General features: G+C 60.1%; 25 protein-coding genes. 20 read left to right on the top strand and 5 right to left on the bottom strand.

Going from position 1 to position 26,866, the window contains the following annotated elements:
* Positions 1-13: 13 nt before the first annotated feature.
* Positions 14-1,153: an acyl-CoA dehydrogenase family protein gene (locus tag ACRDT3_RS07215; RefSeq protein ID WP_431492330.1), complete on the top strand. Its 1,140-nt coding sequence runs from the start codon at positions 14-16 to the stop codon at positions 1,151-1,153.
* Positions 1,154-1,216: 63 nt separating this feature from the next.
* On the opposite strand, the gene ACRDT3_RS07210 is transcribed toward ACRDT3_RS07215, so the two are convergent.
* A complete protein-coding gene (locus ACRDT3_RS07210) occupies positions 1,217-1,450 on the bottom strand; it encodes a DUF5703 family protein (RefSeq protein WP_431492329.1) in 234 nt (77 codons plus the stop codon).
* A gap of 44 nt (positions 1,451-1,494) precedes the next feature.
* Here ACRDT3_RS07210 and ACRDT3_RS07205 point away from each other — a divergent pair, with 44 nt between their 5' ends.
* From ACRDT3_RS07205 to mshC, 3 genes are all read left to right on the top strand, one after another.
* The gene (locus tag ACRDT3_RS07205) at positions 1,495-1,704 is read left to right on the top strand and encodes a hypothetical protein (RefSeq protein ID WP_431492328.1); all 210 of its coding nucleotides are present in this window, start codon (positions 1,495-1,497) and stop codon (positions 1,702-1,704) included.
* A gap of 78 nt (positions 1,705-1,782) precedes the next feature.
* Complete coding sequence (locus ACRDT3_RS07200; protein ID WP_431492327.1) at positions 1,783-2,607, top strand: undecaprenyl-diphosphate phosphatase; 825 nt, start codon at positions 1,783-1,785, stop codon at positions 2,605-2,607.
* Between the two features lie 127 nt (positions 2,608-2,734).
* Positions 2,735-3,997, top strand: coding sequence for a cysteine--1-D-myo-inosityl 2-amino-2-deoxy-alpha-D-glucopyranoside ligase (mshC, locus tag ACRDT3_RS07195; RefSeq protein WP_431492326.1), 1,263 nt, complete (start codon positions 2,735-2,737; stop codon positions 3,995-3,997).
* Positions 3,998-4,030: 33 nt separating this feature from the next.
* Here mshC and ACRDT3_RS07190 read toward each other — a convergent pair whose 3' ends face one another.
* On the bottom strand, positions 4,031-4,939 hold the full coding sequence (locus ACRDT3_RS07190) for a proteasome assembly chaperone family protein (RefSeq protein WP_431492325.1): 909 nt from the start codon (positions 4,937-4,939) through the stop codon (positions 4,031-4,033).
* An 83-nt stretch (positions 4,940-5,022) separates the two neighbouring features.
* Between ACRDT3_RS07190 and ACRDT3_RS07185 the strand changes: the two genes are divergently transcribed.
* The 16 genes from ACRDT3_RS07185 to ACRDT3_RS07110 all read left to right on the top strand — a co-directional run bounded on the left by ACRDT3_RS07185 (position 5,023) and on the right by ACRDT3_RS07110 (position 23,804).
* A complete protein-coding gene (locus ACRDT3_RS07185; protein WP_431492324.1) occupies positions 5,023-5,736 on the top strand; it encodes an HAD family hydrolase in 714 nt (237 codons plus the stop codon).
* Positions 5,733-6,860 carry a site-2 protease family protein gene (locus ACRDT3_RS07180; protein WP_431492323.1) on the top strand — a complete coding sequence of 376 codons (1,128 nt, stop codon included), beginning with the start codon at positions 5,733-5,735 and terminating at the stop codon, positions 6,858-6,860. The genes ACRDT3_RS07185 and ACRDT3_RS07180 overlap by 4 nt, the downstream gene beginning before the upstream one ends.
* A 42-nt stretch (positions 6,861-6,902) precedes the next feature.
* On the top strand, positions 6,903-7,964 hold the full coding sequence (locus tag ACRDT3_RS07175; protein ID WP_431492322.1) for a tRNA (adenine-N1)-methyltransferase: 1,062 nt from the start codon (positions 6,903-6,905) through the stop codon (positions 7,962-7,964).
* A 220-nt stretch (positions 7,965-8,184) separates the two neighbouring features.
* The gene (arc, locus tag ACRDT3_RS07170; RefSeq protein WP_431492335.1) at positions 8,185-9,822 is read left to right on the top strand and encodes a proteasome ATPase; all 1,638 of its coding nucleotides are present in this window, start codon (positions 8,185-8,187) and stop codon (positions 9,820-9,822) included.
* On the top strand, positions 9,819-11,435 hold the full coding sequence (gene dop, locus ACRDT3_RS07165) for a depupylase/deamidase Dop (RefSeq protein ID WP_431492321.1): 1,617 nt from the start codon (positions 9,819-9,821) through the stop codon (positions 11,433-11,435). Before arc ends, dop begins: the two co-directional genes overlap by 4 nt.
* 66 nt (positions 11,436-11,501) lie before the next feature.
* Positions 11,502-11,687, top strand: a complete 186-nt coding sequence (locus ACRDT3_RS07160) for a ubiquitin-like protein Pup (RefSeq protein WP_431492320.1) — start codon at positions 11,502-11,504, stop codon at positions 11,685-11,687.
* Positions 11,688-11,765: 78 nt separating this feature from the next.
* Positions 11,766-13,139 carry a Pup--protein ligase gene (gene pafA / locus ACRDT3_RS07155; protein WP_431492319.1) on the top strand — a complete coding sequence of 458 codons (1,374 nt, stop codon included), beginning with the start codon at positions 11,766-11,768 and terminating at the stop codon, positions 13,137-13,139.
* A gap of 119 nt (positions 13,140-13,258) precedes the next feature.
* The gene (locus ACRDT3_RS07150) at positions 13,259-14,194 is read left to right on the top strand and encodes an FKBP-type peptidyl-prolyl cis-trans isomerase (RefSeq protein ID WP_431492318.1); all 936 of its coding nucleotides are present in this window, start codon (positions 13,259-13,261) and stop codon (positions 14,192-14,194) included.
* 16 nt (positions 14,195-14,210) lie between these two features.
* Positions 14,211-14,606, top strand: coding sequence for an FKBP-type peptidyl-prolyl cis-trans isomerase (locus tag ACRDT3_RS07145; protein ID WP_431492317.1), 396 nt, complete (start codon positions 14,211-14,213; stop codon positions 14,604-14,606).
* Positions 14,607-14,699: 93 nt separating this feature from the next.
* Positions 14,700-16,703 carry a helix-turn-helix transcriptional regulator gene (locus tag ACRDT3_RS07140; RefSeq protein WP_431492316.1) on the top strand — a complete coding sequence of 668 codons (2,004 nt, stop codon included), beginning with the start codon at positions 14,700-14,702 and terminating at the stop codon, positions 16,701-16,703.
* 3 nt (positions 16,704-16,706) lie between these two features.
* Positions 16,707-17,066 carry a hypothetical protein gene (locus ACRDT3_RS07135; protein WP_431492315.1) on the top strand — a complete coding sequence of 120 codons (360 nt, stop codon included), beginning with the start codon at positions 16,707-16,709 and terminating at the stop codon, positions 17,064-17,066.
* 32 nt (positions 17,067-17,098) lie between these two features.
* The gene (gene tatA / locus ACRDT3_RS07130) at positions 17,099-17,314 is read left to right on the top strand and encodes a Sec-independent protein translocase subunit TatA (protein WP_431492314.1); all 216 of its coding nucleotides are present in this window, start codon (positions 17,099-17,101) and stop codon (positions 17,312-17,314) included.
* A gap of 9 nt (positions 17,315-17,323) precedes the next feature.
* Positions 17,324-18,190 carry a twin-arginine translocase subunit TatC gene (gene tatC / locus ACRDT3_RS07125; protein WP_431492313.1) on the top strand — a complete coding sequence of 289 codons (867 nt, stop codon included), beginning with the start codon at positions 17,324-17,326 and terminating at the stop codon, positions 18,188-18,190.
* A 28-nt stretch (positions 18,191-18,218) separates the two neighbouring features.
* Positions 18,219-21,002, top strand: coding sequence for a DEAD/DEAH box helicase (locus tag ACRDT3_RS07120; protein ID WP_431492312.1), 2,784 nt, complete (start codon positions 18,219-18,221; stop codon positions 21,000-21,002).
* A 57-nt stretch (positions 21,003-21,059) separates the two neighbouring features.
* Entirely contained in the window at positions 21,060-22,664 is a 1,605-nt protein-coding gene (locus tag ACRDT3_RS07115; RefSeq protein WP_431492311.1) for an amidohydrolase, read from the top strand.
* A 411-nt stretch (positions 22,665-23,075) separates the two neighbouring features.
* Positions 23,076-23,804 carry a polyprenol monophosphomannose synthase gene (locus tag ACRDT3_RS07110; RefSeq protein ID WP_431492310.1) on the top strand — a complete coding sequence of 243 codons (729 nt, stop codon included), beginning with the start codon at positions 23,076-23,078 and terminating at the stop codon, positions 23,802-23,804.
* A gap of 1,025 nt (positions 23,805-24,829) precedes the next feature.
* Here ACRDT3_RS07110 and ACRDT3_RS07105 read toward each other — a convergent pair.
* From ACRDT3_RS07105 to ACRDT3_RS07095, 3 genes are all read right to left on the bottom strand, one after another.
* Complete coding sequence (locus tag ACRDT3_RS07105) at positions 24,830-25,177, bottom strand: RNA polymerase-binding protein RbpA (RefSeq protein WP_105657848.1); 348 nt, start codon at positions 25,175-25,177, stop codon at positions 24,830-24,832.
* 184 nt (positions 25,178-25,361) lie between these two features.
* Positions 25,362-26,300, bottom strand: a complete 939-nt coding sequence (locus ACRDT3_RS07100; RefSeq protein ID WP_431492309.1) for an SPFH domain-containing protein — start codon at positions 26,298-26,300, stop codon at positions 25,362-25,364.
* Positions 26,301-26,355: 55 nt separating this feature from the next.
* Positions 26,356-26,832, bottom strand: coding sequence for an NfeD family protein (locus ACRDT3_RS07095; RefSeq protein WP_431492308.1), 477 nt, complete (start codon positions 26,830-26,832; stop codon positions 26,356-26,358).
* Positions 26,833-26,866: the final 34 nt, after the last annotated feature.

Below are 26,866 nucleotides of genomic sequence, written 5' to 3'. Positions count from 1 at the left end.
AGGAGCAGAATCCTTGTCCATCGAATCCGTACTGACCGACGAGCTACTTGAGCGTTTCCGTGACCGGGCCGCCGGCTATGACGCCGCGAACGCGTTCGCCATCGAAGACTTCAACGAACTGGTGGAACTGGGCTACCTCAAGGCGCTGGTGCCGGAAGACCGCGGCGGACTGGGGTGGAACTTCGACATCCTGGCCCTGGCCCAGCGACGCCTCGCCACCGCAGCACCAGGCACGGCCTTGGCGATCAACATGCACCAGGTATGGGCAGGTGTCGCGTATTTGCTGCAGGCCCGCGGGGACCGGCGCCTGGACATGGTGGCCCAGTGGATTGCCGAGGGCGAAGTGATGGCCTTCGGGATTTCGGAACCGGGCAATGATGCGGTGCTCTTCGATTCGAAGACCAGGGCGAGAACCGCTGCCGATGGTTCGGTGGCGTTCAGCGGCGTGAAGATCTTCACCTCGCTGGCACCGGCATTCACCCGTCTGGGAGTTTTCGGCAAGGATGAGGAATCCGGGGAACTGGTCCACGGCTTTGTCGCCAGGGGCGAGGGCGTGCATTCGATGAACGACTGGAACACCTTGGGGATGAGGGCCAGCCAGTCGCACACCACGAAGCTGGAAAATGCTGTGGCTCCAAGCGATTGGGTGCATAGCCGGCTGCCGGTCGGCCCGAACCCGGACCCGCTGGTCTTCGGCATCTTTGCATCCTTCCTGACCCTGACCGCAAGCGTCTACGTGGGCATCGCCGATCGTGCGGTGACCCTGGCCCAGGAGGCGCTGAACAAGCGGGTGCATCAGGACGGGACCCGGTATTCGCAGGATGTTCGCGCCCGCGGGCTATTGGCAGATGCGGCGATGCGCCTGCTGGCCCTGGACGCACTGCAACGGTCGGTATCCGGTGACCTGGAGGCCAAGGCCGATCACCAGGGCGCATGGTTCCCCAAGCTGGTGACGCTGCGCACCCTGGCCGGGGATACTGCACGGGAGAACATCCAGGTTGCCGGTCAGCTGCTCGGCGGCGGCGGATATTTCCGGGGATCGGAGTTCGAACGCCTCTACCGCGACGTGCAGGCCAGCTGGTATCACCCGTCCAATGCCGCCTCTGCAGCCAATACGGTGGCCTCATGGCTGGTAGGCCCGCTCGAAAGCTGACGCGAGGCCCGCGATTCCCTAGACGGCGAATCGCGGGCATTTCGCCATTGGCAAGGCAGTGGTTCAGGAAGCCAGCGTGCTGCGAATGCGCATCACGCGGCGGCGCAACCAGTATTTTTGGGCGCCGCCTTCATAACGGCAGGTACGCATGAGCTCCCATTTGCCGTTATCTGCATGCTCGCGCAGGGCAGCACGGGCGACATGCCTTGGCTCGCCGGGGAAAGAAGTTATGACCAGGTATTCAAAGCGCTGGTCATCGGGATGATGCAGCGGTGGCTTAATTCTTTCTTCGAGCATCTTGCCCCCTATCTAAAGAACGCCGTGCGTTGTAGCCTCATGCTATGAGTACTGAACCGAGTTTTGCACTGCAAGCATTTATTGCACGCCTGGAGCAGCACCTGGCAATTGTGTCGCAGAGCCGCGGTGCTAGCGAGGCATCCGTCGACGCGGCATTTGGCGCGCTGGCCGATGCCTTCGAAGACTATGAAGACGCCCTCTACGATCAGTATTCTGAGTTATTGCCCTTCACCATACCCTCGGATGATGCGTGAGTACGACCACGGAGTGAATTTTTCCTAATCCGTGTTTCTGAGCCCTGGTAGTCGCAGCAAGTGAAGTAATGTCGAGGGGTGAATTGGTTTGAAGCAGCTTTCCTAGGATTGATCCAGGGCCTGACCGAGTTCCTCCCGATCTCGTCCTCAGCCCACTTGCGTATCGTTGGCGAACTCTTGCCCAACGCCCAAGACCCCGGAGCGGCATTTACCGCCATAACCCAGCTGGGTACCGAAACCGCAGTCATCGTCTTCTTCTGGCGTGACATCGTGCGGATCATCGGCGCCTGGGGCAAGGCATTGGCCGGCAAGATCCCGCACTCGGATCCGGATGCCAAGATGGGCTGGCTGATCATCGTCGGCTCCCTGCCGATCGCGATCCTGGGCCTGCTGCTGGAAGACTACATCGATACGAACTTCCGTTCGCTGTGGATCGTTGCGACCACCCTGGTGGTCTTCGGCCTGATCCTGGCCATCGCCGATCACTACGGCAAGCAGCAGCGCACCTTAGAAAAGCTGACCGTCAAGCACGGCATCTTCTACGGCTTCGCCCAGGCCATGGCCTTGATTCCGGGCGTCTCGCGCTCCGGTGGCACCATCACCGCTGGTTTGCTCATGGGCTACACCCGTGAAGCGGCAGCGCGCTATTCGTTCCTGCTGGCGATCCCCGCGGTGTTCGCCTCGGGCCTGTACAAGCTGGTGAAGTCCTTCGATGAACCAGGTGTCTACACCCTGGCGCAGACCGGTGTCGCTACCGTCGTGGCTTTCATCGTTGGCTTCCTGATCGTGGGCTGGTTCCTGAGATTCGTTTCCACCCACTCCTACCGTTTCTTCGTCTGGTACCGCATCCTGCTGGGCCTGGTGCTGTTCGTCGCTCTCGGATTAGGCTGGATGGCCGCCTGATTCATGTTTTCCAAGATGTCCGTGGACTGCTTCACGGACATCTTGCAGTTAACGGGAATAAACCTTGCCTTGCTTCACTTGGAGTTAAAGGAAGAAATACGTCGCATCTGCGAAAGGATGTCCATAAGTGCACGCGTGGAATAACCCTGAGGTACCTCAGGTGGCTGGTTCAGCACCGACTCTGGAACTTTTCAACACCGCCACCGGTACCCAGCAGGCCACTGCGCCAGCGGAAGAAGCTATTGCGCCGGCAAGCATGTACGTTTGCGGTATCACCCCGTATGACGCCACCCATATGGGCCACGCCGCCACATATGTCACCTTCGACCTGGTGCAGCGCACCTGGCGCGATGCCGGGCGAACCGTGGCCTATACCCAGAACATCACCGACGTGGACGACCCGCTGCTCGAGCGTGCCGAAGCCACCAACGTCGATTGGCGCGAACTGGCCGAGTCGCAGATCCAGCTATTCCGCGACGACATGGAAGCCCTGAATGTCATCCCGCCGCAGAACTACATCGGTGCCGTGGAATCCATCCACTGGCTGGTCCCGGTCGTTGAGCAGCTGCTCGATGCGGATCTGGCCTACCGCGTGCCGGCCGGTGCCGATGGGGTAGAAGGCGACGTGTACTTCGACACCATGGCCGCACAGAACGATGCCTGGAAGCTGGGCGCCGTTTCGAACTACGACCGCGAGACCATGCTCGGCTTCTTCGCCGAACGCGGTGGGGACCCGGATCGTGCCGGCAAGCGCGATGCGCTGGACCCGCTGCTGTGGCGTGCAGCCCGCGAGGGCGAGCCGTCATGGGATGGCGGCAAGCTCGGTGCAGGCCGCCCAGGCTGGCACATCGAATGCTCGGTGATTGCCCGCAAGACCCTGCCGGCCCCGTTCACCGTCCAGGGTGGCGGCTCGGACCTGATCTTCCCCCACCACGAATTTTCCGCGGCCCACGCAGCCGCTGGCGATAACGCGGAACTCGCGCAGACCTATGTGCACACCGGCATGGTGGGCCTGGACGGCGAAAAGATGAGCAAGTCCCTGGGCAACCTGGTGCTGGTCTCCAAACTGCGTGAAGCTGGCGTCGAGCCGGTAGCGATCCGCGCCGTGCTGCTCTCCCAGCACTACCGCAGCGACTGGTTCTGGACCGAGGAATTGCTGGCCGCAGCGCAGCAGCGTGTGGCCGCCTGGCGCAAGGCCCTGGCCACCACCAGCACCGAGGAGGCAGCCAAGGTGGTGGCAAGCATCCGCGAGCACATGGCCCATGACATCGATGCACCGTCCGCGCTGGAGGCTCTCGACCGGTGGGCTGCGCAGCCTGCCGGCTCGAATGGCGACGGCGCCGAAGCGTTGCGCAACGGCATTGACGCGCTGCTGGGGCTCAAGCTCTAGTCAGCACTGCGCCAAGCATCCCGGGGTCCGGCTTCAGATATCGAAGTCGGACCCTGGGCCGTCTGTGCGGTACTTTCCGCGGCGGCGCAGATAGCGCTCGAATTCCCGGGCAATGGACTCGCCGCTGGCCTCGGGAAGCTCGCTGGTGTCCGTTGCCTGCTCCAGCTGTTCAACGTACTTGGCCACATCCGGATCCGCTGCCGCGAGCTCGTCCACCCCATGTTTCCAGGCCAGCGCATCCTCACGCAGCTTCTGGTCCAGCACGGAGATCGGGATGACTTCCTCCAGCAGCTCGATGATGGCCAGTTGCACCCGCGGGCTGGGGGACTGCGCAACATAGTGGGAGAGCTGCGCCCACAGCGACAGGCTCGGGATCCCGTACCGTTCGAACTCCACGCCGAGCACCGAGGGGATTCCGGTCGGGCCCTCGTAGGTGGAGGCGCTGATCCTCAGGTGCTCCTGGAAACGCGGATCGTCGCTGGCCAGCGAGGTCGGCACCGGACGGGTATGCGGCACATCGGCCAGCAAGGCGCCCAAGGTGACCACGGCATGGGCGTTGTGGGACTGCGCCACCTTGATGATCCGCGAGCAGAAGGTTTGCCACTTGAACGTCGGCTCGACACCCAGCACCACCAACAGGTCGGCGGCCGCCTGCGGCAACAGGATCTTGAAGATCTCCGTGCGTGGCCATTCCACTACGCGCCCGGTCCCGGTGCGCCGGGTCTTGGGCCGGGTGAACTGGTAGTCGTAGAAGTCGTCCTCGCCCACGGTGGCCACATGCTCATAGGCGTTGGACTCGAGCAGCAGGCGGACTGCGTCCGTGGCCGCCGAACCGGCGTCGTTCCAACCCTCGAAGGCAGCCAAGACGATGGTGGGGCGAATCTCATGCTGGGTCTTGGCGATATAGCTATTCAGCGTCGGGGCGTGGTATTCCTCGTTCATTGAAGACTCCTTGGCAGCACTCGATGCTATCGGCGTGGCTCGCCGAAGCGGCTTAGCCCCACTCTTCCATCTAGAATGGACTCATGCCAAGCACCAGTTTTGACTTTGCCGCCGGAACCGAACCCGCAACCCCGCAAGCTGTCCTGTGGGATATGGACGGTACGCTGATCGACACCGAACCCTATTGGCTGGCTGCCGAAGCTGAGCTGGTGGCTTCCCATGGCGGGACGTGGAGCCATGAACAAGGCCTGGCCCTGGTCGGCAACGCGTTGCCAGATGGCGCCCGGGCCCTGCAGCAGGCCGGGGTTAAGCTGGAGATCCGCGAGATCATCGACTGGCTATCTGCCCGGGTGGTTGCCGGTATCCGTCGGGAAATCCCCTGGCGGCCGGGGGCCCGCGAATTGCTCGCGGCGTGCAAGCAGGCAGACATCCCTCAGGCTTTGGTGACCATGTCCGAGCGCAGCATTGTCGATGAACTGATGCTCAGCATCCCGGAAGGCACCTTCCAGGCCAGCGTTACCGGTGAAGAGGTTGCCAACGGCAAGCCGCACCCGGAGCCTTATCTGGCTGGAATGCAGCTGCTTGGCGACTGCACCGGGCAAGAACTGGTAGCAGCCAAGTGCATTGGCTTCGAGGATTCGGTGCCGGGCATCGCTTCGGCTTCCGCGGCCGGGCTGCATGCGGTGCTGGTTCCCAACGCCACCGATCCTGGCGAAGGCAATTGGCGCCGGATCGACAGCTTGGCATCCGTAGATGTAAATGAAATGACTCGATGGTTGGTGCAGGTTAGCGCGTGAGCGACACTCAGGAAAAGTCCCCTGGAATCAAGCTGGGGCGTATCGGCGGCGTACCGGTCTACCTCTCCAGCTCTTGGTTCATCATCACCGCGGTAATCACGTTCAGCGTTGGCATCCAGCTTTCGCGCGGCGGGATCATTCCGCCGCTGAACGCCTACCTGATGGGCCTGGCCTGCGCGGTGGCTATCGCCGTGGCCGTGCTCATCCACGAGGTGGCGCACGCGATGACCGCCCGCGCCTTCAAATGGCCCGATGCGCACATCGTCTTGACGCTGATGGGCGGGCACACCCAGTTCGGTTCCTTCAAGGCCAAGCCCGGCGCCTCGCTCTGGGTGGCGCTATCCGGACCGCTGTCGAACTTCCTGCTGGCCGGAATCGGCTGGCTGGTGATCGAGAACGTGGCATTGGGCGTGTACCCGAACCTGCTGCTGGACTTCTTTGTCTATGCCAACCTGCTGCTGGGCGCCTTCAACGCGCTGCCCGGGCTTCCGCTCGATGGCGGGCGGCTGGTCGAGTCCATCGTCTGGAAGGCCACCGGATCCCAGTTCAAGGGCACCATCGCCTCGAGCTGGGTGGGCCGGGCGATCGCCGTGGGCCTGATCTTCTACTTCGTGATCTATCCTTTGGTACGCGGCGAGCAGCCCCAGATCATCACGGTGGTGGTCGGCATCATGGTAGCGATGTTCATGTGGCAAGCCACCACGCAGCTGATCGCGCACTCCAAGATGATGCTGAACCTGCCAACAGTGATCGCCACCGACTTGATGCGCCCGGCCTCGGCCATGGTTTCCCACGCAACCGTTGCCGACGTGCTCTCCCGCCAGGCCGCTCGCGGGGGAGAGATCATCCTGGTCGACCCGAAGGGGATGCCGGTCGGTGTCATCGATGCGCAAGCACTGTCCCGGGTAGATCCGAGCCAGGCAGCCCAGGTTCCGGCCTTGGCCGTTTCCCGTGCCCTGGGCCAGGGCGCGATCGTGGCCGAGGATTCGGATGGCCGCGCACTGATTGACTACCTGGCCAGCGTGGACAGCGCCGAATACGCGGTGATCAGTTCCACCGGGCATGTGGTGGGCCTGCTGAACCAGCGGCAGATCGTCAACGCCGTCACCGGACGCCGCAAGTAAACTCTATACAGACTGAAAAGCACCAAGAAAAGGATCACATCAGTGAGCGAAGCTAAGAGCCAGGCGCCACACGGCGCGGCAGCCCGTCGCGGCCCCTTCCGTGTCGGCGACCGCGTGCAGTTGACCGACGAGAAGCGCCGGATCAACACCATCACCCTGCAGCACGGTGGAGAGTTCCACACGCACAAGGGCGTGTTGCCGCACGAGGCCATCATCGGCCTGCCCGAAGGCTCGGTCATCGAGAATATCGACGGCTTCCGCTACCAGGCCCTGCGCCCGCTGGCCAAGGACTTCGTGCTCTCCATGCCGCGCGGCGCCACCGTGGTCTACCCGAAGGATGCCGCGCAGATCGTGCAGTTCGGCGATATCTTCCCGGGCGCCCGCGTAGTTGAAGCCGGTGTCGGTTCCGGTGCGCTGTCCATCTCGCTGCTGCGCGCGGTCGGCGATGAGGGCTTCCTGCACTCCTTCGAGCGACGCGAGGAATTCGCCGATATCGCTCGGGGCAACATCTCCACCGTATTCGGTGGCGAGCACCCGTCGTGGCAGATCTCAATCGGCGACTTCCAGGACAAGGTCGTCGAGCTGGAAGAACCTGGCAGCATCGACCGCGTGGTCCTGGATATGCTCAGCCCCTGGGAGTGCCTGGATGCGGTAGCTACCGTGCTGGCGCCAGGCGGCGTGTGGACCAATTACGTTTCCTCGGTGACCCAGATGTCCCGCGTGGTCGAAGCCATTCGCGCTTCCGGCCAGTTCACCGAGCCCGAGTGCTTCGAAACCCTGGTGCGTGGCTGGCACGTCGATGGCCTGGCAGTGCGCCCGGACCACCGCATGGTGGCGCACACCGCATTCCTGATTACCTGCCGCCGCTTGGCCGATTCCGCCGATGGCATCCCGAAGGCCAAGCGCATCAAGGAGCATTCGTACTCGGATGAGGATCTGAGCGCGTGGACCCGCGATCACGCCGACGCCGAGTGGACCGCCGAAGCCTTGGGCGAGCGTGGCTTGTCGGATAAGAAGCTGCGTCGTGCCGCCCGCGATGCCAACCAGTCCGTGCGTGTTCGTGCTGCTGAAGAAGGCGCCGAAGGCGCTGGCGGCGAAGCATAAGCTGTAACCATATATTGAGATTTCGCGTCTCATTATGTGACATAAGGCCCCGGGTGTTCTGCACTCGGGGCCTTCACTTCCTAGGATGGAAGTAAGACGGTGCGCCAAGCATCGGAAAAAACCTCATCAGGGCGCAAGAACCGGCCCGGTGACGTTGGATGTTGGAGGTTGGAACGTGAACGATAATCGCGAGGCAGAACAATTGGCCGAGCGGCTGCAGATGACCGAACGCCAGGTCAACGTGCTGCGCGACAAGAATCGCAACCTCGACAAGCAACTCGCCGGGATCAGCGGCAATAACAAGCGCCTGGTTGCCCTGCTGGAAACCACCCGCGAGCAGATCATCAACCTGAAGTCCGCGCTGGAAAAAGACGGAGACACCCCATTCAGCCACGGCACCATCGTGGCCAAGCACCCACGCAAGCACCCCGAACCCGGGCTCGGCATCGAATCCACCGGTGCCCAGTCGGCAGATGTCATCTACTCCGGCCGCAAGATGCGCGTTTCCGTCAGCCCGCTGATGGATTTCGACAAGCTGGTCATCGGCCAGCAGGTGCTGCTGAATGAAGCACTCGTGATCGTCGCGGCCCTGGGATTCGAGGAGACCGGTGAACTGGTCACTGTCAAGGAACTGCTGGAAAATCACCACGCTGTAGTCATGGCCCGTGCCGATGACCAGCGCGTCATTGAGCTGGCCGGCCCGCTGCGGGACATGCACCTGCGCGTTGGCGACCAGCTGTCCATTGATTCGCGTTCTGGCATGGCGGTATCCCGCGTCCAGCTCACCGACATGCAGTCCCTGGTGCTTGAAGAGGTCCCGGATATTGCCTATTCGGACATTGGCGGCCTGAACTCGCAGATCGAAGCCATCAAGGACTCGGTGGAGCTGCCCTTCACCCACCCGGAGCTGTACCGCGAACACGGATTGAGCGCGCCAAAGGGGATCCTGCTCTACGGCCCTCCAGGCTGTGGCAAGACCCTGATCGCCAAGGCCGTGGCGCACTCCCTGGCCCAGCGCGTCGTCGAGCGCAAGGAAGGCACCAGCAACCGCAGCTACTTCCTGAACATCAAGGGCCCGGAGCTGCTGGATAAGTACGTGGGTGAAACCGAACGCCATATTCGCCTGATCTTCGCCCGCGCCCGCGAAAAGGCGCTGCACGGTGATCCGGTTGTGGTGTTCTTCGACGAAATGGAAGCGCTGTTCCGTACCCGTGGCACCGGCGTCTCCTCGGATGTGGAAACCACCATTGTGCCGCAGCTGCTGGCCGAAATTGACGGCGTAGAGCGCCTGGATAACGTGATTGTCATCGGCGCGTCCAACCGCGAGGACATGATCGACCCGGCGATCCTGCGTCCGGGGCGCTTGGATGTCAAGATCAAGATCCGCCGCCCCGATGCAGAGGGCGCCACCGAAATCTTCAGCAAGTACCTGACTACCGAACTGCCCTTGCACGCCGATGAGCTCGGTGCCGATGCGGGGGATCCCGGCGCAACCATAGCGCGCATGATCCGCGGGGCTGTCCAGGCAATGTACTCCACCGAGCGGATCAACGAATTCCTCGAAGTCACCTATGTTACCGGTGCTACCGAAGTGCTCTACTTCAAGGACTTTGCCTCGGGCGCGGTCATCCACAACATCGTGGACCGCGCCAAGAAGCACGCCATCAAGGCGCTGATCACGCAGAACGAGCGCGGCCTGAAGATGGAGTACCTGCTGCGTGCGGTGCGCGAAGAATTCGCCGAGCACGAAGACATGCCCAATACCACCAACCCCGATGACTGGGCCCGGATTTCCGGGCGCAAGGGCGAACGGATCAGCAACATCCGTTCCCTGGTCCAGCAGCAGGCCAGCAAATGAGCGCACGTCGGCTGGTCGGCTTGGAAACCGAATACGGAATTATTCGCCCGAACATGCCCAAGGCCAATGCCACGGTGCTTTCGGCGCAGATCGTTGATGCCTACGCGCAATTGGTAGCCGAACAGGATTCGGCGGCCAAGGCTGCGCGCTGGGACTACAGCGACGAATCCCCGCTGCAAGATGCGCGCGGGTTTGCCATGGACCGCGCCCAAGCGCATCCGAGCCAGCTCACCGACCTGGAACCGGGGCTGGAAGATGAAGGCATCTGGACCGCCGAATCCATTGCGCTGGATGGCAATGACGCGCATGTGGGCTCCACGCTCTACCAGGAGAAGGAATCCACGGATGTAGTGATGAATATGGTTCTGGGCAACGGCGCACGCCTCTACGTTGACCACGCCCACCCGGAATACTCCAGCCCGGAATCGATGACCCCGCGTGATGCGGTGCTCTGGGACCAAGCCGGCGATGAAGTGATGCGCCGCGCCGCGGCCGCCGCCCAGCGCCTGGGCAGCGGGGAACTGCTGCTCTACAAGAACAACACCGATAACAAGTCGGTCTCCTACGGCTCGCATGAGAACTACCTGATGCCGCGCGACATCGAGTTCTCTTCGATTGTCCGCGGGCTCACCCCGTTCTTTGCCAGCCGGCAGATCTTCTGCGGCGCCGGGCGGGTGGGCCAGGGAATGCTCAACGAGCGCGCCGCCTTCCAGATCTCCCAGCGTGCCGACTTCTTCGAGGCGGAAGTGGGCCTGGAAACCACCATCAACCGCCCGATCATCAATACCCGCGATGAACCGCACGCGAACTGGGACAAGTACCGCCGCCTGCACGTGATCATCGGGGATGCCAACCTCGGCCAGATCTCCACCCTGCTGCGGGTGGGCACCACCAACTTGGTGCTCTCGCTGATCGAAGCGGGGATGGCCCCGCAGCTGGAATTGGTCGAGCCGGTCCTGGCCTTGCAGCAAATCAGCCACGACCCCACCCTGAAGGCCAAGGTGCGATTGCGCGGCGGGGTCCAGCTCACGGCCATTGAAATCCAGCGCCATTACCTGCATGCGGCGGAAAACTACTGTGCGGCACGTGGCATAGATGATCCGGACACCACCGAGATCCTCAGTCGTTGGGCGCAGATCCTGGATTTGCTCGAGCGCGACCCGATGGAAGCTGCAGACCAGATTGACTGGATCGCCAAATACAAGCTGGTCAACGGCTTCGCCCAGCGCCACCAGCTTGAGCTTACCGATCCACGCGTGGCGATGCTGGACCTGCAATGGGCTGATCTGCGGACCGACAAGGGCCTGTACTACCGCATGGCCGAACGCGGGGCAATCCAGAGGATCTTCAGCCAGCAGGAGATCAACCAAGCCGTGGGCGCCCCGCCGGAGGATACCCGCGCCTACCTGCGCGGCATGACCCTGCAGCGCTATGCGCCCTACGTGGTCGCAGCGAACTGGGATGCACTGTCCTTCGCCGTTCCCGGCGCACGCAAGATCAGCCGCTTCCACATGTCCGAGCCGCTTGCCGGAACCCGTGCGCAGGTTGGCGAACTCTTCGACGCCCAGCTGGAGATTGCGGAATTCATCGACGAATTGGCAAGGCGTCGCTAATCGGCGCAGAATAGGTATGAGTCTCGGCGCGTAATTCCGGGATTCACGACTACTTAGGAGAAAACGATGACTCAGGAAAGCTTCTCGGCCCGCCGCAACACCCAGAACCAGCAGGCCGAAGCAGAGCAGGTCCAGGTGAACACCACCGGCCAGTCCGCCGGCGTGGATGACCTGCTGGATGAAATCGACTCGGTGCTGGAATCCAACGCTGAAGAGTTCGTACGCGGATTCGTGCAAAAGGGTGGCCAGTAAGCCCGAACGGGCAGACAGCTTTGGAAGTCGTGTTCTGCCCAATGCGGCAGAACCGCAGTTGAGGGGAAGTAGCTTCGCGTGGATCGCAGAATTTTTGGTCTGGAAACCGAATTCGGACTGAATTATGTCCCGTCGGATGGGCGACGGCTCACCCCGGAGGATGCCGCACGGCACCTGTTCAAGCCCGTAGTCAGCTGGGGACGCAGCTCAAATGTGTTCCTGGAGAACGGCTCGCGCCTCTACCTGGATGTGGGTTCGCACCCGGAATACGCCACCGCAGAATGCGACCAGCTCAAGCAGCTGATCGCCCATGACCGTGCAGGCGAGGTGTTCATGCTCGACCTCGTCGACCAGGCAGAGGACCAGCTGGCCGAAGAAGGGCACGAAGGCCGCATCTACATGTTCAAGAACAATGTGGACTCCGCCGGGAACTCCTATGGCTGTCATGAGAATTACCTGATTCCACGCAAAATCGAGTTCAAGCGCCTCGCTGACATGCTCATCCCTTTCCTCGTCACCCGCCAGCTATTGTGCGGCGCCGGGCATCTGATCACCGATGAAGAGCAGACCAAGTACGTCTTCTCCCAGCGCGCCGATCACATGTGGGAAGGGGTCTCCTCTGCCACGACGCGCTCGCGTCCGATCATCAACACCCGCGATGAGCCGCATGCAGATGCCGAGTACCACCGCCGGCTGCATGTCATAGTGGGCGACTCGACGATGAGCGAAACCACCCAGCTGCTCAAGATCGGCGCCACCGATCTGGTGCTGCGCCTGATCGAATCCGGAGAAATCTACCACGATCTGCGACTGGAAAACCCGATTCGCTCGATCCGCCAGATCTCCCACGATTTCACTGGCCAGACCGTCGTGCGGCTTATGGGCGGCGACGAGCCGACCGCACTGCAGATCCAGTGGATCCTCTTCGAATCCGTCAAGGAATTCATCGCCCGCCACGGCGCGCACCACGACCAGGTAGACACCGTCCTGGAATTGTGGGAACGCACGCTGAACGCAGTGGAAAGCCAGGACTTCTCGCTGATCGACCGGGACATCGACTGGGCTATCAAGCACAAGTTGCTGACGGGATATGCGCAGAAAAACTCCCTGGAGCTCTCGGCACCACGGATCGCGCAGCTGAACCTGACATACCATGACATCGACCCGCAGCGCGGCCTGTTCCACCTGCTCAAGCGCCGCGGCCTGGCCAGCGCAGTCGTCTCCGAAGCTGAAATCATGGCGGCCGTGAACAACCCGCCGGCCACGACACGCGCGGCGCTGCGAAGCAAATTCATTCGCGCCGCACGAGCCAATGGCCGACGCTACAGCGCGGATTGGGTCCACATGAAGTATGAGGACGGCCCGGGCGGTATTGTGCTGTGCAAGGACCCGTTTGCAACCACCAATTCACAGATTGACGAGCTCATTGAGCTGATGGGCCAGCAGCTTTAACTAGCTGGAAACAAGTATTTACACAGCAAAAACCTCTAAGCTGGACGCAGATCATTACGAGCCTTGCCACAGGCAAGCCCGCAATGCAAGACCAACTAGTCCAACCGGAAAGAAGATTCGTGCGAAAAGTTTTGGCAGTATGCGCCACCGCGTCCATCCTTGCCCTGGCGTCCTGCGGTTCGGGTTCGTCATCCCTGAGCGACATCGACGTCAAGCCAGCAACAGATAACAAGACCGCACCAGAGGTCGAATTCGATGCGCCGCTCCTGACTGAAAAGGCAGAAGCTGTCACCGTGGTGGAGGGTGAGGGTTCCGATATCAAGGAAGGCGACACCATCCAGATCCAGTCGGGACTGTACAAAACCATCGACGGCCTGCTGACCAACGAGAATTTCACGGCTGATCCGGCTCCCATGAAGGTTGACGCGACGCTCAAGGGGCAGATGCCCGAGCTTTACGAAACCCTGCTGAAGTCCCAGATTGGCGACTGGATCGCCTACGCAGCCATCGAAGGCGTGCAGCAGCCCGACGGTTCCGTTGCCGAACCGGCCGAAGGCTCGCGTGCCGAACGGCTGATCGTGATCAAGATTGCGGACTCCAAGAGCCCAAGCCAGACGCTGGGCAAGGATGAAGTCCAGCAGCTCAAGGACGATGGCAAGCTCCCCACCGTGAAGACAGGCAAGGGCGATCCAAAGATCACCATCCCCAAGGACACCGAAGCCCCAGCAGGCTTGGCAGTGGATGTCCTTGAAGAAGGAGATGGACCAGCCGTTGGCGAAGCGTCCAAGGTCACTGCCCACTACCACGGCGTGCGTTGGGAAGACGGCAAGAAGTTCGACGGCAACTTCGGCAACGAAGAAGGCTTCGAAGCCGATATGGCCGGCGGAGTGATCCAGGGCTGGCTGCAGGGCTTCCAGGGCCTGAAGGAAGGCAGCAAGGTCTTGCTGACGATCCCGACGGACTTGGCCTACGGCGACACCGCTGAAGCCCAGGGGCGTCCTGCAGGACCACTGGTCTTCTACGTAGAATTAGACAAGGTAAGCGAAAGCAAGTAACAGAAAGGCCGTGACTATGTCGTTCGGAGAACGCAACTACGACCGCACCAAGCCGGAGATCGATTTCCCGGGCACCGACGCTCCTGAAGAACTGGTCATCACCGACCTGGTCGAGGGCACCGGCGCTGAGGTCACCCCAGGCACCACCGTTGAAGCGCACTATGTGGGTGTCGCCTGGTCCACCGGCGAAGAGTTCGACTCTTCCTGGGGCCGTGGGCAGACCCTCGACTTCCCAGTGGGTGTCGGGATGGTTATCCAGGGTTGGGACCAGGGCCTGGTGGGCATGAAGGTCGGCGGACGTCGCCGTCTGGATATCCCATCGCACCTGGCCTACGGCGAGCGTGGCGCACCAGGCGCCATCGCCCCTAACGAAGCACTGATTTTCGTTGTTGACCTGATGGGCACCAAGTAATTCCAAGTGCTGGCAGTGGCCTCGATTAAACAATCGGGGCCATTGCTGTCTTAAAAGTCATCCTTGCAGGCGAAAATTGGTTAGTGTAGGCACGTGAGCACAAAGCAATCCTCGGGACCCAGCAAGGCAGAACGCCTGACCAGCCTCATCTACGCGCTGGCAACTAAATCACGGAAGTTCAACGCCGATCGCATTGGATCCTATTTGGTGCCAGACGGTAGCAAGGAGACCCGCGAGAAGGCACTGGATCGACTCAAAGATGATATCCGCAATGACTTCGGGCTGCAGCTGAACAAGGAAGTGATCGACGATGTCACCTACTACAGCATCGACACGACCGATTGGTTCTTGCCGCCGGTGGAATTCAGCCCCGCAGAAGCTGGCCTGGTTGCATTGGCCGCGAGCCTTTGGAAAGACACCAAGTTGCAGTCATTGGGGCTCAACGCCGCGGCCCGAGTCACTGGCCATGATGGCGACGGCTCTCCGGTCGCGCCGTTGGCCGGCTCACTGGTTCCGCGCCTATCCATGGATGAACCGAACTTCCGTGAATGTGCCCTCGCGGTCTTCAACCGCAACACGCTGAAGTTCGCGTATACCTCCTCGAACGGCGCGCGCAGCGACCGCATAGTTGATGTGTGGGGGATTGGGCAGCGCTACGGCAACTGGTACTTCACCGGCTACGACCGCACGCGAAAAGACACCCGCGTCTTCCGCCTCTCGCGAGTGCAGGGCAAGTTCACCAATTACCGGCACAGTGGCGCTATCGCCGACGGGCAGTACCATGCTCGCCCCAAAGATTTCGACATGACCCAGGTATTGCAGGACTTCGACCTGCAGAATCCGGGACTGATGGCAACGGTACGGCTCCTGGGCGATGAAGCAATCCCGCTGCGCGCCCAGGCAGTGAATGGACGCAGCGACCAGGATGAGCTGCAGATCGGCTATGCGGATCCGCATTCATTCGCCCAGCAGTTGGCCGCCTATGGTCCGGCGGTGAAAGTCCTGGGGCCCACCGAACTGGTGGCCCAGGTGCGTCGGATTCTCAGCGGCGCGCGCAGCTCCCAGACCGACCAGGACCATCAGGATGCCTATGCTGATGTGAAGTTCCGTCCGCATCGCGCCACCGGCCGCGGCACCACCACGACTCAGGTCATGCGCAATATCGACATGATCCAGTATGTGCACGCCCATGGTGTCGTAGAAATTGAGGCGCTGGCAGAACGCTACTCCATGAGCGTTGCCAAGGTCCGTGAAGAGCTGGCCATGATCATGATGTGCGGTGTCCCGTACGGCCAGCACGATGAGCTGATCAACGTCAACGACGGCGACGTTGAATCCGATACCGTCACGATCTCCAATGCAGCACTGCTGGCTGAGCCGCAGAAGCTGGCACCGCTGGAAGCAGTAGCCGTGCTCGGCGGGCTCAACGCCCTGGCGAGCATTCCCGAGTTCGAGCACCGGCAGGTGCTCGACGCCGCACTGGCCAAGATCAATTCCGCTGTGGCCCGCTTTGATGGCTGGAGCGGGGCGCTGGGCTTCGCGCTGTCCAAGGCGCGCGAGAACGATATTCCGCAGCAGCTGATTCAGGCGATTCGTTCCCAAGACGTTGTGCGCATCGATTACTACTCGGCCAGTTCGCGTACTCACCAGATTCGCGATGCGGAACCGATCCGACTCATTGAAGACGGAGCGGTGCAGTACCTGCGGGCTTGGTGCCGAAAGCGCCAAAGCTTATTAACCTTCCGGGTGGACCGGATGTTAAGTGTGGAAACTGTCGGTGAACAATTCGAGTTGGCGGCTCGGCATGAAGACCAGCAAGATGTCCAGATTCGGTATGAGTCCAGCGACGACGACTTGGAGGTCATGGTCTATGTTGACGCCGAGATCTTGCCGGTTATCGAAGCTTTCCATCCTCTTTCCTGGTCCACGGGAAAGGTCGGTACGGGGTATCTGGCCAATGTCCGGTTCTCGGATCACCAAGTAGCTGCGCCGCTAGTGGCTCGCCATAGCGGTAAACTGACTGTGGTCTCTCCTGACGCTACGCGCGAACATGTAGTGAATTGGTTGGACGAGGCTATCGCAATGTATGAGGATTAATAGATGCTTCCTTGGTGGTTCTGGGTACTTTTGTGGACTGTGCTCATTTTGGCGACAGTACTCGTTGCGGCAATTGCCGGCTTCCGTTTGTTCAAACGGGGAATGGCTGTCGTCGAGGGCCTAGGCGACGCTGCCGATCACATCAGCGACGGTTTAAGCCAGGAGGGCACCGTCGTTGAGTACGCTGCGAACCCTCGTCGCTACCCGCACGGAACCGATGCCACGCATGCGGACCCGGAGAAGATCAAAAAGCTTCGCCATAAGGGCAAAGCCGAAAGAATCGAGGCGCGTCGAGTTCGCCGCGTCGCACGTCGCGCACAGCGCGGCCAGGCTCAGAACATGCGCGATCTTCGCCTGTTCTGACGTAGACTTTAGAAAGAGAGAAGGGAATCCACATGGGTGGCTTACAGGGATGGCATTTGGTCATCATTATCGTGCTTGCACTGCTGCTATTCGGCGCTCCAAAGCTTCCAGGCTTGGCTCGCTCGATGGGTCAGTCGCTGCGTATCTTCAAGTCCGAGGTTCGCCAGATGAAGGACGATGATCCTAAATCTGAAACCGTTGATGGCACCATCAATGAACCGAACCCCAACGAAAAGAACAACTCGTAGACCTCTTCAGTGGCAACAAATAAAGACAAGAACCCGCGCAGCAAGAAGAAGCGGGTCAAGGACGATGAAGGTCGGATGGCTCTCAAAGAGCATCTGATTGAAGCACGCAACCGGTTATTCAAGTCGCTCATTGCGCTGACCTTGGGTACGGTAGCCGGTTTCTTCGTTTACGACTGGCTGCTTGCCTTGCTGATCGCACCGGTGAAGGCTGCAGGCGGCTCGGTAGTATTCACCGCGGTGATGTCACCCTTCGACATCATGATCAAGGTCGCGCTATTCGTCGGACTGATCGTTTCCTCACCGGTGTGGCTCTACCAGCTGTGGGCATTTATCGTCCCGGGACTGAAAAAGAACGAGCGCCGATTGAGCTACAGCTTCGTAGCAGCCGCGGTGCCGCTGTTCCTTGGCGGCGTGGCGATGGCCTACTTCGTTCTCCCGTTCGCGCTGGAATTCTTCATTAGCCTGTCGCCGGAGAACTCGGATAACCTACTGAACATTTCCGAGTACCTACCGTTTATCTTCCGCCTGCTACTGGCATTCGGCTTGGCCATGCTGGTACCGGTATTGATGGTTGGCCTGAACATGGTCGGCATCCTGCCAGCCAAGCTCATCTTGAAGAACTGGCGTATCACCGTCTTCCTCATTGCCCTGGTTGCCGCTATGGCAGCACCAGGCGGCGATGCAATCACCATGTTCGCGTTGGCTGGACCGTTGTTCCTCACCTTCGCCCTTGCTACCTTGATCTGCCACTTCAACGACAAGAAGCGCGCAAAGAAGCTGGCGGCACAGGAAGCCGAGAATGAACGCCTGGCAGCCGGTGAATCCTCTGGCATTGAAACCCCTAGCTCGATTGACGAACCAAAATCCCAGCTCTGAATCAGGGCAAGAAAGTGAACGACCACAAGTGACTTCACCCGCGGAACGCTACGCGAATTCCAAGGCACGGCAGGTCGAAAACGGCACTGCACTTCCTGAATTCCGAGCAAGCATCTCCTTCGACCTGGATCCATTCCAGGCCGAAGCTTGCCAGAAAGTCGCAGAAGGGCACAGCGTACTGGTCGCTGCACCCACCGGCGCCGGAAAAACTGTAGTTGGCGAATACGCCATCTACCAGGCTCTAGGCGAGAACCGCAAGGCTTTCTACACCACGCCGATCAAGGCGCTGAGCAACCAGAAGTATTCGGAACTGGTCAATCGCTATGGAGCGCAGAAGGTCGGGTTGCTGACCGGCGACACCTCGATCAACTCCGAAGCACAGATCGTCGTGATGACTACCGAAGTGCTGCGCAATATGCTGTACGCGGACTCCCAAACCCTCGACGGGTTGGGCTACGTGATCATGGATGAGGTTCACTACCTCGCCGATAAATTCCGTGGTGCCGTATGGGAAGAAGTCATCATCCATCTGCCGTCCAACGTGCAGATCATTTCACTCTCGGCTACCGTGTCCAACGCCGAGGAATTCGGTGGCTGGCTGGATACCGTCCGAGGCCAGACCGACGTCATTGTCTCCGAGCATCGTCCGGTGCCACTTTTCCAGCACGTAATGGTCGGCCCTAACGTGGTAGATCTATTTGCCGAAGACGTGGCCTTCGACAAGGTTGCGGAAGACGATTCAAAGGCCTCGGTTAATCCTGAGCTGCGAAAACTCGTACGCTCCCAGAGCCCCGGCGGTCGCGTGCAGCGCGGACGGGGGCGCGGTGGACGCGGTCCCCAGCGCAGCTCCGGCATGGGCCATCGCATCAACCGTCCAGCGGTTATCGGCAAGCTCGACCGTGCCGCTCTGCTGCCAGCTATTTTCTTCATTTTCTCCCGCAAGGGCTGCGATATGGCCGTCCAGCAGTGCGCCATGGCTGACCTGCGCCTGACGACCAATGAAGAAGCCGCCGAGATCGCGCAGGCGCTGGATGAAGTCGCGTACCGAATCCCCAGCGAAGACCTGGACGTCCTCGAATTCTGGTCTTGGCGCGATGGGCTAGTTCGCGGCTTCGCTTCCCACCACGCAGGCTTGCTTCCGATCTTCAAGGAAATCGTTGAAGACCTCTTTGCGCGAAACCTGATCAAGGTGGTGTTCGCAACCGAAACCCTGGCACTGGGCGTGAACATGCCAGCACGTTCGGTCGTGCTGGAAAAACTGGTGAAATTCAACGGCGAATCCCACGTGCAGATCTCTTCGGGGGAGTACACCCAGCTCACCGGCCGTGCCGGGCGTCGCGGCATTGACATTGAAGGTCATTCAATTGTCGTCTGGAACCCCGACCTGGAGCCGGAATCCTTGGCAGGACTCGCTTCGAAGCGTACCTATCCGCTGAATTCCTCTTTCCGTCCGACCTACAACATGTCCACCAACTTGTTGGCACAGTTTGGCCGTGAGCAGACCCGGCAAATCCTCGAGACCTCCTTTGCGCAGTACCAGGCGGACCGTTCCGTGGTGGGCATGGCGCGCCAGGTGCGTTCCAAGGAAGAATCCCTGGCCGGCTACGCCAAGTCGATGGAATGCCATCTCGGAGATTTCACCGAGTACCTGAAACTGCAACGAAACCTGGCCCAGGTCGAGAAGAATGCTGCAAAGGACCGCCGCCACGAGCGCCGTTCGGCAGCCGAGCAGTCCCTGCAGGCCGTGATCCGCGGCGATGTGGTGGACCTTCCCGGTGGCCGCCGCTTCGGTCGTGCCGTGGTCGTCGAACTTGACAAGGCGATGTACAACCCACGCCATACCGTGCTGACCGAAGAAGCGCAGCTTCGCCGGCTCTCCGTGGAAGACCTCAACGGCCCAGTGCAGATCATTTCGCGGATCAAGATCCCCAAGGGTTTCAACGGGCGCACACCGAAGGAGCGCCGGGACCTGGCTTCATCCTTGCGCAACGCGATTGACGAGTCGCGTCCTCCACGCCAGGACGCCCAGAGCTTTGATTTTGAAGGTTCGGATTCTTTCGAGCGCGAAATTAACGCGTTGCGCCTGGAACTCAAGGACCATCCTTGCCACGCCTGCTCGGAGAAGGACCAGCACATGCGCTGGGCCGACAGGTACTGGAAGCTGAAGAAGGACACGGATAAGGCTCGTCGCGCCATCCGCGGGCGAACCAATACCATTGCCACGCAGTTCGACAAGGTCTGCAAAGTGCTGGAGCAGTTCGAATACCTCGTTGCAACCAATGGGGGCGAAGATTTCGCGCTGACCGACTCCGGCCGTCGACTGCGCCGCATCTATGGCGACCGCGATCTGCTCACCAGCCAGATCCTGGAGACCGGCAAGCTTACCCAGCTCAATGCAGAAGAACTGTGCGCGGTTGTCGCCAGCCTGGTCTACCAGGCACGCCGCGATGGGGATCGTGCCGATCCGAAGATGCCAACGGGCAAGATTGATGACATCTGGAATAGCACCATCAAGATTTGGGGCGAGCTCTCTGATGCTGAAGAGGCCTTGAGCCTTGACCCGACTGCTCCACCCGAATCCGGTTTGATTTGGCCAATGTACAAGTGGGCCCGTGGATCGAGCCTGAACAGCGCGCTGCGCGGTACCGATCTGGCGCCGGGTGACTTCGTGCGCTGGGCCAAGCAGGTTATCGATACCTTGGACCAGTTCGCAAAGAATACAGACCTTCCGCCATTGCTGGTTCGCAATGCCTACAAGGCAGTAGACCAAGTCAAGCGCGGCGTCGTGGCCTACTCGAACGTGCTGGATTAGCCAGCAGGTCCAGCGGAAAAAACTTATTAGTCAGTGCACGAGAAAAGGGAGACGCTGATGGCAAAAACACTCTACCGAAACGGGTCCATCTATTCGGCGGCCGATCCATTTGCGACCGCAATGGTGGTGGACGGCGACACCATTTCGTGGTTGGGCGGTGAGGACGCAGCTGAGCGCCACGCGTCCGCCGTCGACGAAGTGGTCGACCTCAAGGGCGGTTTGGTCACCCCGGCGTTCGTTGAATCCCACACGCACCTTGCCGCCTTGGGCCGTACCCTTTCGGGAGCCGATTTGGGTGCAGCAACCTCGGGTTCGTCACTGCTTTCCCTCGTCGCCGAGCAGGCGCAGAAGTCGACCAAGCTGGTTCTGGCTCAGGGGTGGGACAACTCGGATTGGACTAACCAGCAACTGCCCGAGGAAACCGACCTGACCAGTGCCGCAGAAGGCCGCGGCTACTACTTGGCGCGTCGCGATGCGCACAGTGCCCTGGTCAATCGGGAACTGCTGGATCTGCTGGACTTGGGGCACCTCGCCGCTGGCATCATTTCGGGTGCGGATCACGACGCAGTGCGTGAAGCGCTCACCAGCGCGCAGAAGGCCGAACAGGAATACCAGCGCCTGGCACTAGAGCACTATGCCTCGCGTGGTTTCGCCAGCGTCGTAGAGATGGCGGCCCCGCATATTGAGGGCCGAGAGGCACTGGAGCAGTTGCTGGCCATCGACAACCCTGAACTGCCGCAAGTCTATGCCTACTGGGGCGAACTGGTTAGCGATGCAGACATCGCCCAGGAACTGGTCGCGTCCTTCCCAACGGGAAAGATGTTGGGCTTGGGTGGCGACCTTCGCGTGGATGGTTCCCTGGGCAGCCACACGGCGTACCTGCGCGAAGACTACAGCGATCAGCCGGGAGAACGCGGCACCTTGTATCTGAAGCGCGACGAAATTGCGGACCACCTGGTCGCTTGCAGTTCCCGGGGGATCCAGGCCTCGTTCCATGTGATCGGTGACGGCGCCCTGGACGAGGTGTTGGCAGGTTTTGACCTGGCTGCTGAGCAGATTGGGGTAGCTAAGCTGCAGGTGTGCCGGCACCGTCTGGAGCATGTTGAAATGGTTGATGAAGCCTCGCGAGCCCGCTTGCTGCAGTACGCCATCATGGTTTCGATGCAGCCGGTCTTCGACCAGGCATGGGGCGGCTCGAACGGCATGTACGCGCAGCGCCTGGGGGAGCGCGCAGCTTCGATGAACAACCTCTCTGCCATGCTTTCGGCTGGTGTGCCAATGGTGCTTGGCTCTGATGCTCCGGTAACCGAGGTTGATGGCTGGCAGGTTATTCGTGCCGGCATGAACATGGCAAATGCGGAGGCTCGCATCTCGGCGCGTGCGGCCTTCCTGGCTCAGACCCGATCCACCTATCGTGCCATGGGCGAGATGAACCCATTCGCTGGGCAGCTCGTGATCGGCGCACCGGCGACTTTCGCAGTGTGGACTGCCTCTGAACTTGCTGTGCAAACTCCGGACGTCCGAATCAGCTCGTGGAGTACCGATGCCCGAGCTGGAACTCCGATGCTTCCGGTGGTTGATGAGGAAATTCCGCAGTGCCTGCGTACAGTACGCGCTGGAATCACGCTTTTCAATACCCTTGAGCCAAGTGAATCGGCTTAAAGCGAAACAGTTGCTCAATAAGCAGAATAATTTCACGAATTTTGCCCTGACTAGTGGTGTCTAGGTAAAGAGTGAAGTCATTTGATGGTTGACAGCCTAGGTGGGGTACCCACTAGGCTGGTCTAAGCGCCTCTTCGAGATGCACATGCATTGCGTTGGAAACTACGCAATTTAAACAACGATCCTCAGTGACCTTAGATAACATTCTCTGTGCCTTTTGACGTGGAGAATAGGGCCGAAGTCACTGAGGATCGTTCGTTAACACGGTGTCTCCAGCTCGCTGGCTGGTAAATGATGACTATACTTTGAGTTTGGATTAACTCTTTTCGGCCCGGAATCCTGCAGAAGCCATGCAGTCGAAGCCGAGCAGGCAAGAAGCTTTGTGTTGTATACCAAGAAAGGTGCCGCCGCGTGCGCGTCATTACAATCATTCCGACTTACAACGAACTGGAGTCGCTCCCGCTGACCGTAGGACGCTTGCGTACCGCAGTTCCTGACTCGGATGTATTGATCGTCGATGATAACTCGCCTGACGGCACCGGAGAACTAGCAGACAAGATGGCTGCTGAGGACTCGAACATCCACGTATTGCACCGTACCGGCAAGGAAGGCCTGGGAGCCGCCTACATCGCAGGTTTCGAGTGGGCGTTGGCTCGCGACTACGACGTTCTCGTAGAGATGGATGCCGATGGATCGCATATGCCAGAGCAGCTTCCACGCCTTTTGGATGCCAGCGCCGCGGGCGCCGATCTCGTGATCGGTTCGCGTTGGGTCAAGGGCGGCGAAGTCGTGAACTGGCCAATGCTGCGCAAGATCATCTCCCGCGGCGGCAGCTTCTACTCGCGCACCATGCTGGGCTTGCCTCTGCGCGACATCACCGCAGGCTACCGTGCCTTCAAGCGCGAAACCCTGGAAGCTATCGATTTCGACGCCGTTGAGTCGCGCGGCTACGGCTTCCAGGTGGACATGACCTTCCGCGTGGCCATGCTGCGCAAGACGATCGTTGAAGTTCCCGTGACCTTCGTAGAGCGCGAACTGGGCGCGTCGAAGATGAGCGGCAACATTGTTTTCGAAGCAATGTGGAATGTCACCCGCTGGGGCCTGGGCGCCCGGTGGAAGAAGCTGACTTCCAAGAAGTAATACCAGGGTTTATGCGAACTGGCGTGCAACGATCAATCGTTGCACGCCAGTTCGCTTAAACCGGGATTCATCATCAAGTCTCGGGCAGGCAGCGAAATCCAAACTAACCCGCCGCCCCAAAAAGCGGACTGTGCAGGATGAAGATAGCTTTTAGGAAGCAGCTAAGTCTCGCCGACCACAGCAGCACTATTTTATGCAGGTACTTTGACCCAGTTGAAGATACTGAGCGTGACTTGGTTCGCGCACAAGATCTCGTCCGAGATCAAGCCACCTGGCAAAAGCGAAATGGCGAACAAGTAGGCGTATTTCGATCGAGGATCCACAAGTGGCAGTTCGTGCACTTCTTGAACCCGCAGAAACCACTGGCTTTGGCCAAGCGCGTTCAGTGATGAGGCAGGGGCTGGACGATGAAGTCACCAATGGGCAGTTGGCTGCTCGTACAAATGGCATGAACTCTGCGGCAATCACCTCATCCAGTTTCAGGAGGGAAGGGCCCGGGCAAGGACCTTCTGCGCACTTGCACAACGTGCATGCTGTCCTGCCCGAACAGTCTGTCCAGCTCACCTTGATCTCCGTTGGCAAGGGGGCCAGGACCGAGTTCGGCGAGAATTGCCGAACGCTTGAGGCACCAGCGATGTCATTGGTGATTCCATATCCCTGTGTCCGCGGCAATCGGGAGCACCCTTGCGGTGAGTTCGTTTCCGGACCGATTGCGTAGCCCCGATCATTGCTTGCGGTAGCTTTAGCGTCGAGACCTTTGCAAGAATTTGAATTGGCAGCCTGACGTACCAGATATGCGTCCAAACTTTGAATGCTGCTCGTGCACCGACCGCAGGAAGGAAGCCGTGCAGCACAGGCCGCCTTTTCAACCGATGTCACTTACTGCCGGCGCATGGACAATCAGTCCCCGGACAGCCAGGTAAAAGAGTGAGGGCTGGGTTTGATAACCAACAGTTATCAAACCCAGCCCTCAACTAAGCCCTTACGGCCATGCTAAGACAGCATGGAACCGTGCGTGGGGGAGATTAGGCAGTTTCCCCACGCGCAGCGCGCAGCTGCTGTAGGCGGTCTGCCAGAGTCTTTTCCAGTTCTTCTTCGGAACGGCGCTCAAGAAGCATGTCCCAGTGGGTACGGACAGGCTTTTCATTGCCCGGTTCTTCGGCCTTGGCTTCGCCGTGGACGAGCTTGGCTTCCTTACCGGTCTTGGTGTGCCAGGTTGCTGGAATTTCAGCTTCGGCTGCAAAGACGACGAAGACGGTCTCGCCCTCTTCGGTACGGTATTCCACACGCTGACGGGCAGCCGGCTCCACACCTGCCTCAGATTCCATGCTCTGTGCACCCAGGCGCATGCCTCGTAGGCTGCGATCGCTCATGTTTTCCCTCCGCGATGATTGAAGAATTCGCTACACGTACCAACGTTTGGCACCCGGAAATAATTCCCTCCGACTAGAGGTGAAGATAATTCTTGGTGCCAAAACATCCATTATACGCGTCTGCGGCGAGGTGCATTGTATGCACCTCGCCGCAGACGGCTAATCGGTTCTAAACCAGCTGTTGCTACAGGTTGCTTCCTGGGGCCGATGGCGATTCCGGAGCTGCAGGCTTGTTGCTCGATCCGGTGCCGCCCAGCGCTCCGCCGATGCCCTTGAGTGCTTCGGTCAGTTCGCTTGGAATGACCCACAGGGTATTCGAAGTGCCTTCGGCAAGCTTCGGCAGAGTCTGCAGGTACTGGTAGGCCAGCAACTCGTGGTCCGGCTTGCCGGCGTGAATTGCATCGAAGACCTTCTGGATAGCCTGGGACTCGCCGTCAGCGCGCAAGATTGCTGCCTGAGCGTCGCCCTCGGCTTCGAGGATGGAAGCCTGGCGGGCGCCTTCCGCGGTCAGGATGGAGGACTGCTTGGTGCCCTCAGCGGTCAGGATGGCTGCACGGCGGTCACGCTCGGCGCGCATCTGCTTCTCCATCGAGTCCTGGATGGACAGCGGTGGGTCGATAGCCTTCAGCTCGACACGGGAAACACGGATGCCCCACTTGCCGGTTGCCTCGTCAAGTACACCACGCAGCTGGCCGTTGATCTGATCGCGGCTAGTCAGGGCTTCTTCCAGATTCAGGCCACCGACGACGTTACGAAGCGTAGTGGTGGTCAACTGTTCTACGGCCTGGATGTAGTTAGCGATTTCGTACGTCGCAGCACGCGGCTCGGTGATTTGGAAGTAGACCACGGTATCAATCGAAACTACCAGGTTGTCTTCGGTAATAACCGGCTGCGGCGGGAAGGAAACAACTTGTTCACGCAGGTCCAGCAGCGGCAGCAAGCGATCCACAAAGGGAATCAGGATCGTCAGACCGGGATTTAGGGTTCGGTTGTACTTGCCGAGGCGCTCAACGATGCCAGCACGTGCCTGCGGCACGATGCGCACGCTGCGCAGCAGGACGACAATCACGAAGATTGCCAGAACGACAAGCACAATAGTCAAGCCAAAACCATCTGATTTCATGGTTCGTACTCTCTTTCCTTGTGCAGTAGTGATGAATTTGGGGGCGTCAGGCTAGTTAGCCGTTTGCAGGGTCAGGGGACTTCGCGGTCAGGTATGCAGTTGCCCCGTCGATACGTGAAACCACGGCATAGGTGCCGGGATTCATGGTCGGAACGCTCGATTCAGCACGGGCGGTCCAGATCTCTCCATGGATCTTGGCCGAACCCGACATGCGCGAGGTCGGTTCAAGAATAAGTGCATCCGCACCGATTAATCGCTCGATATTCGTGCGGAACCCCTCGGGTGATTTCCGTAAGTGTTTGACCGCAATAGGTCGAACCAAGAAGATCATTAACAATGAAATTACGCAGAAAACAAGGACCTGCAACCACATGGGTCCATTGAACAGTGCGACCGCTACACCACCAAGGGCCCCTACGCCGAGCATGATGAAGTAGAGATCAAGAGAAAGCATCTCGATGATCGCCAGCAGCAAGAACAGTGCCAGCCAGATCACCCAAGCGTTGCTGATGATCCATTCGGCTGTTGTCATGGCATTCACCTAAATTCTGTTAGGACACTGACCA

Source organism: Glutamicibacter sp. (assembly GCF_050701915.1).
Lineage (GTDB): Bacteria > Actinomycetota > Actinomycetes > Actinomycetales > Micrococcaceae > Glutamicibacter.
This window is presented reverse-complemented; position numbering and strand designations above follow the sequence as displayed.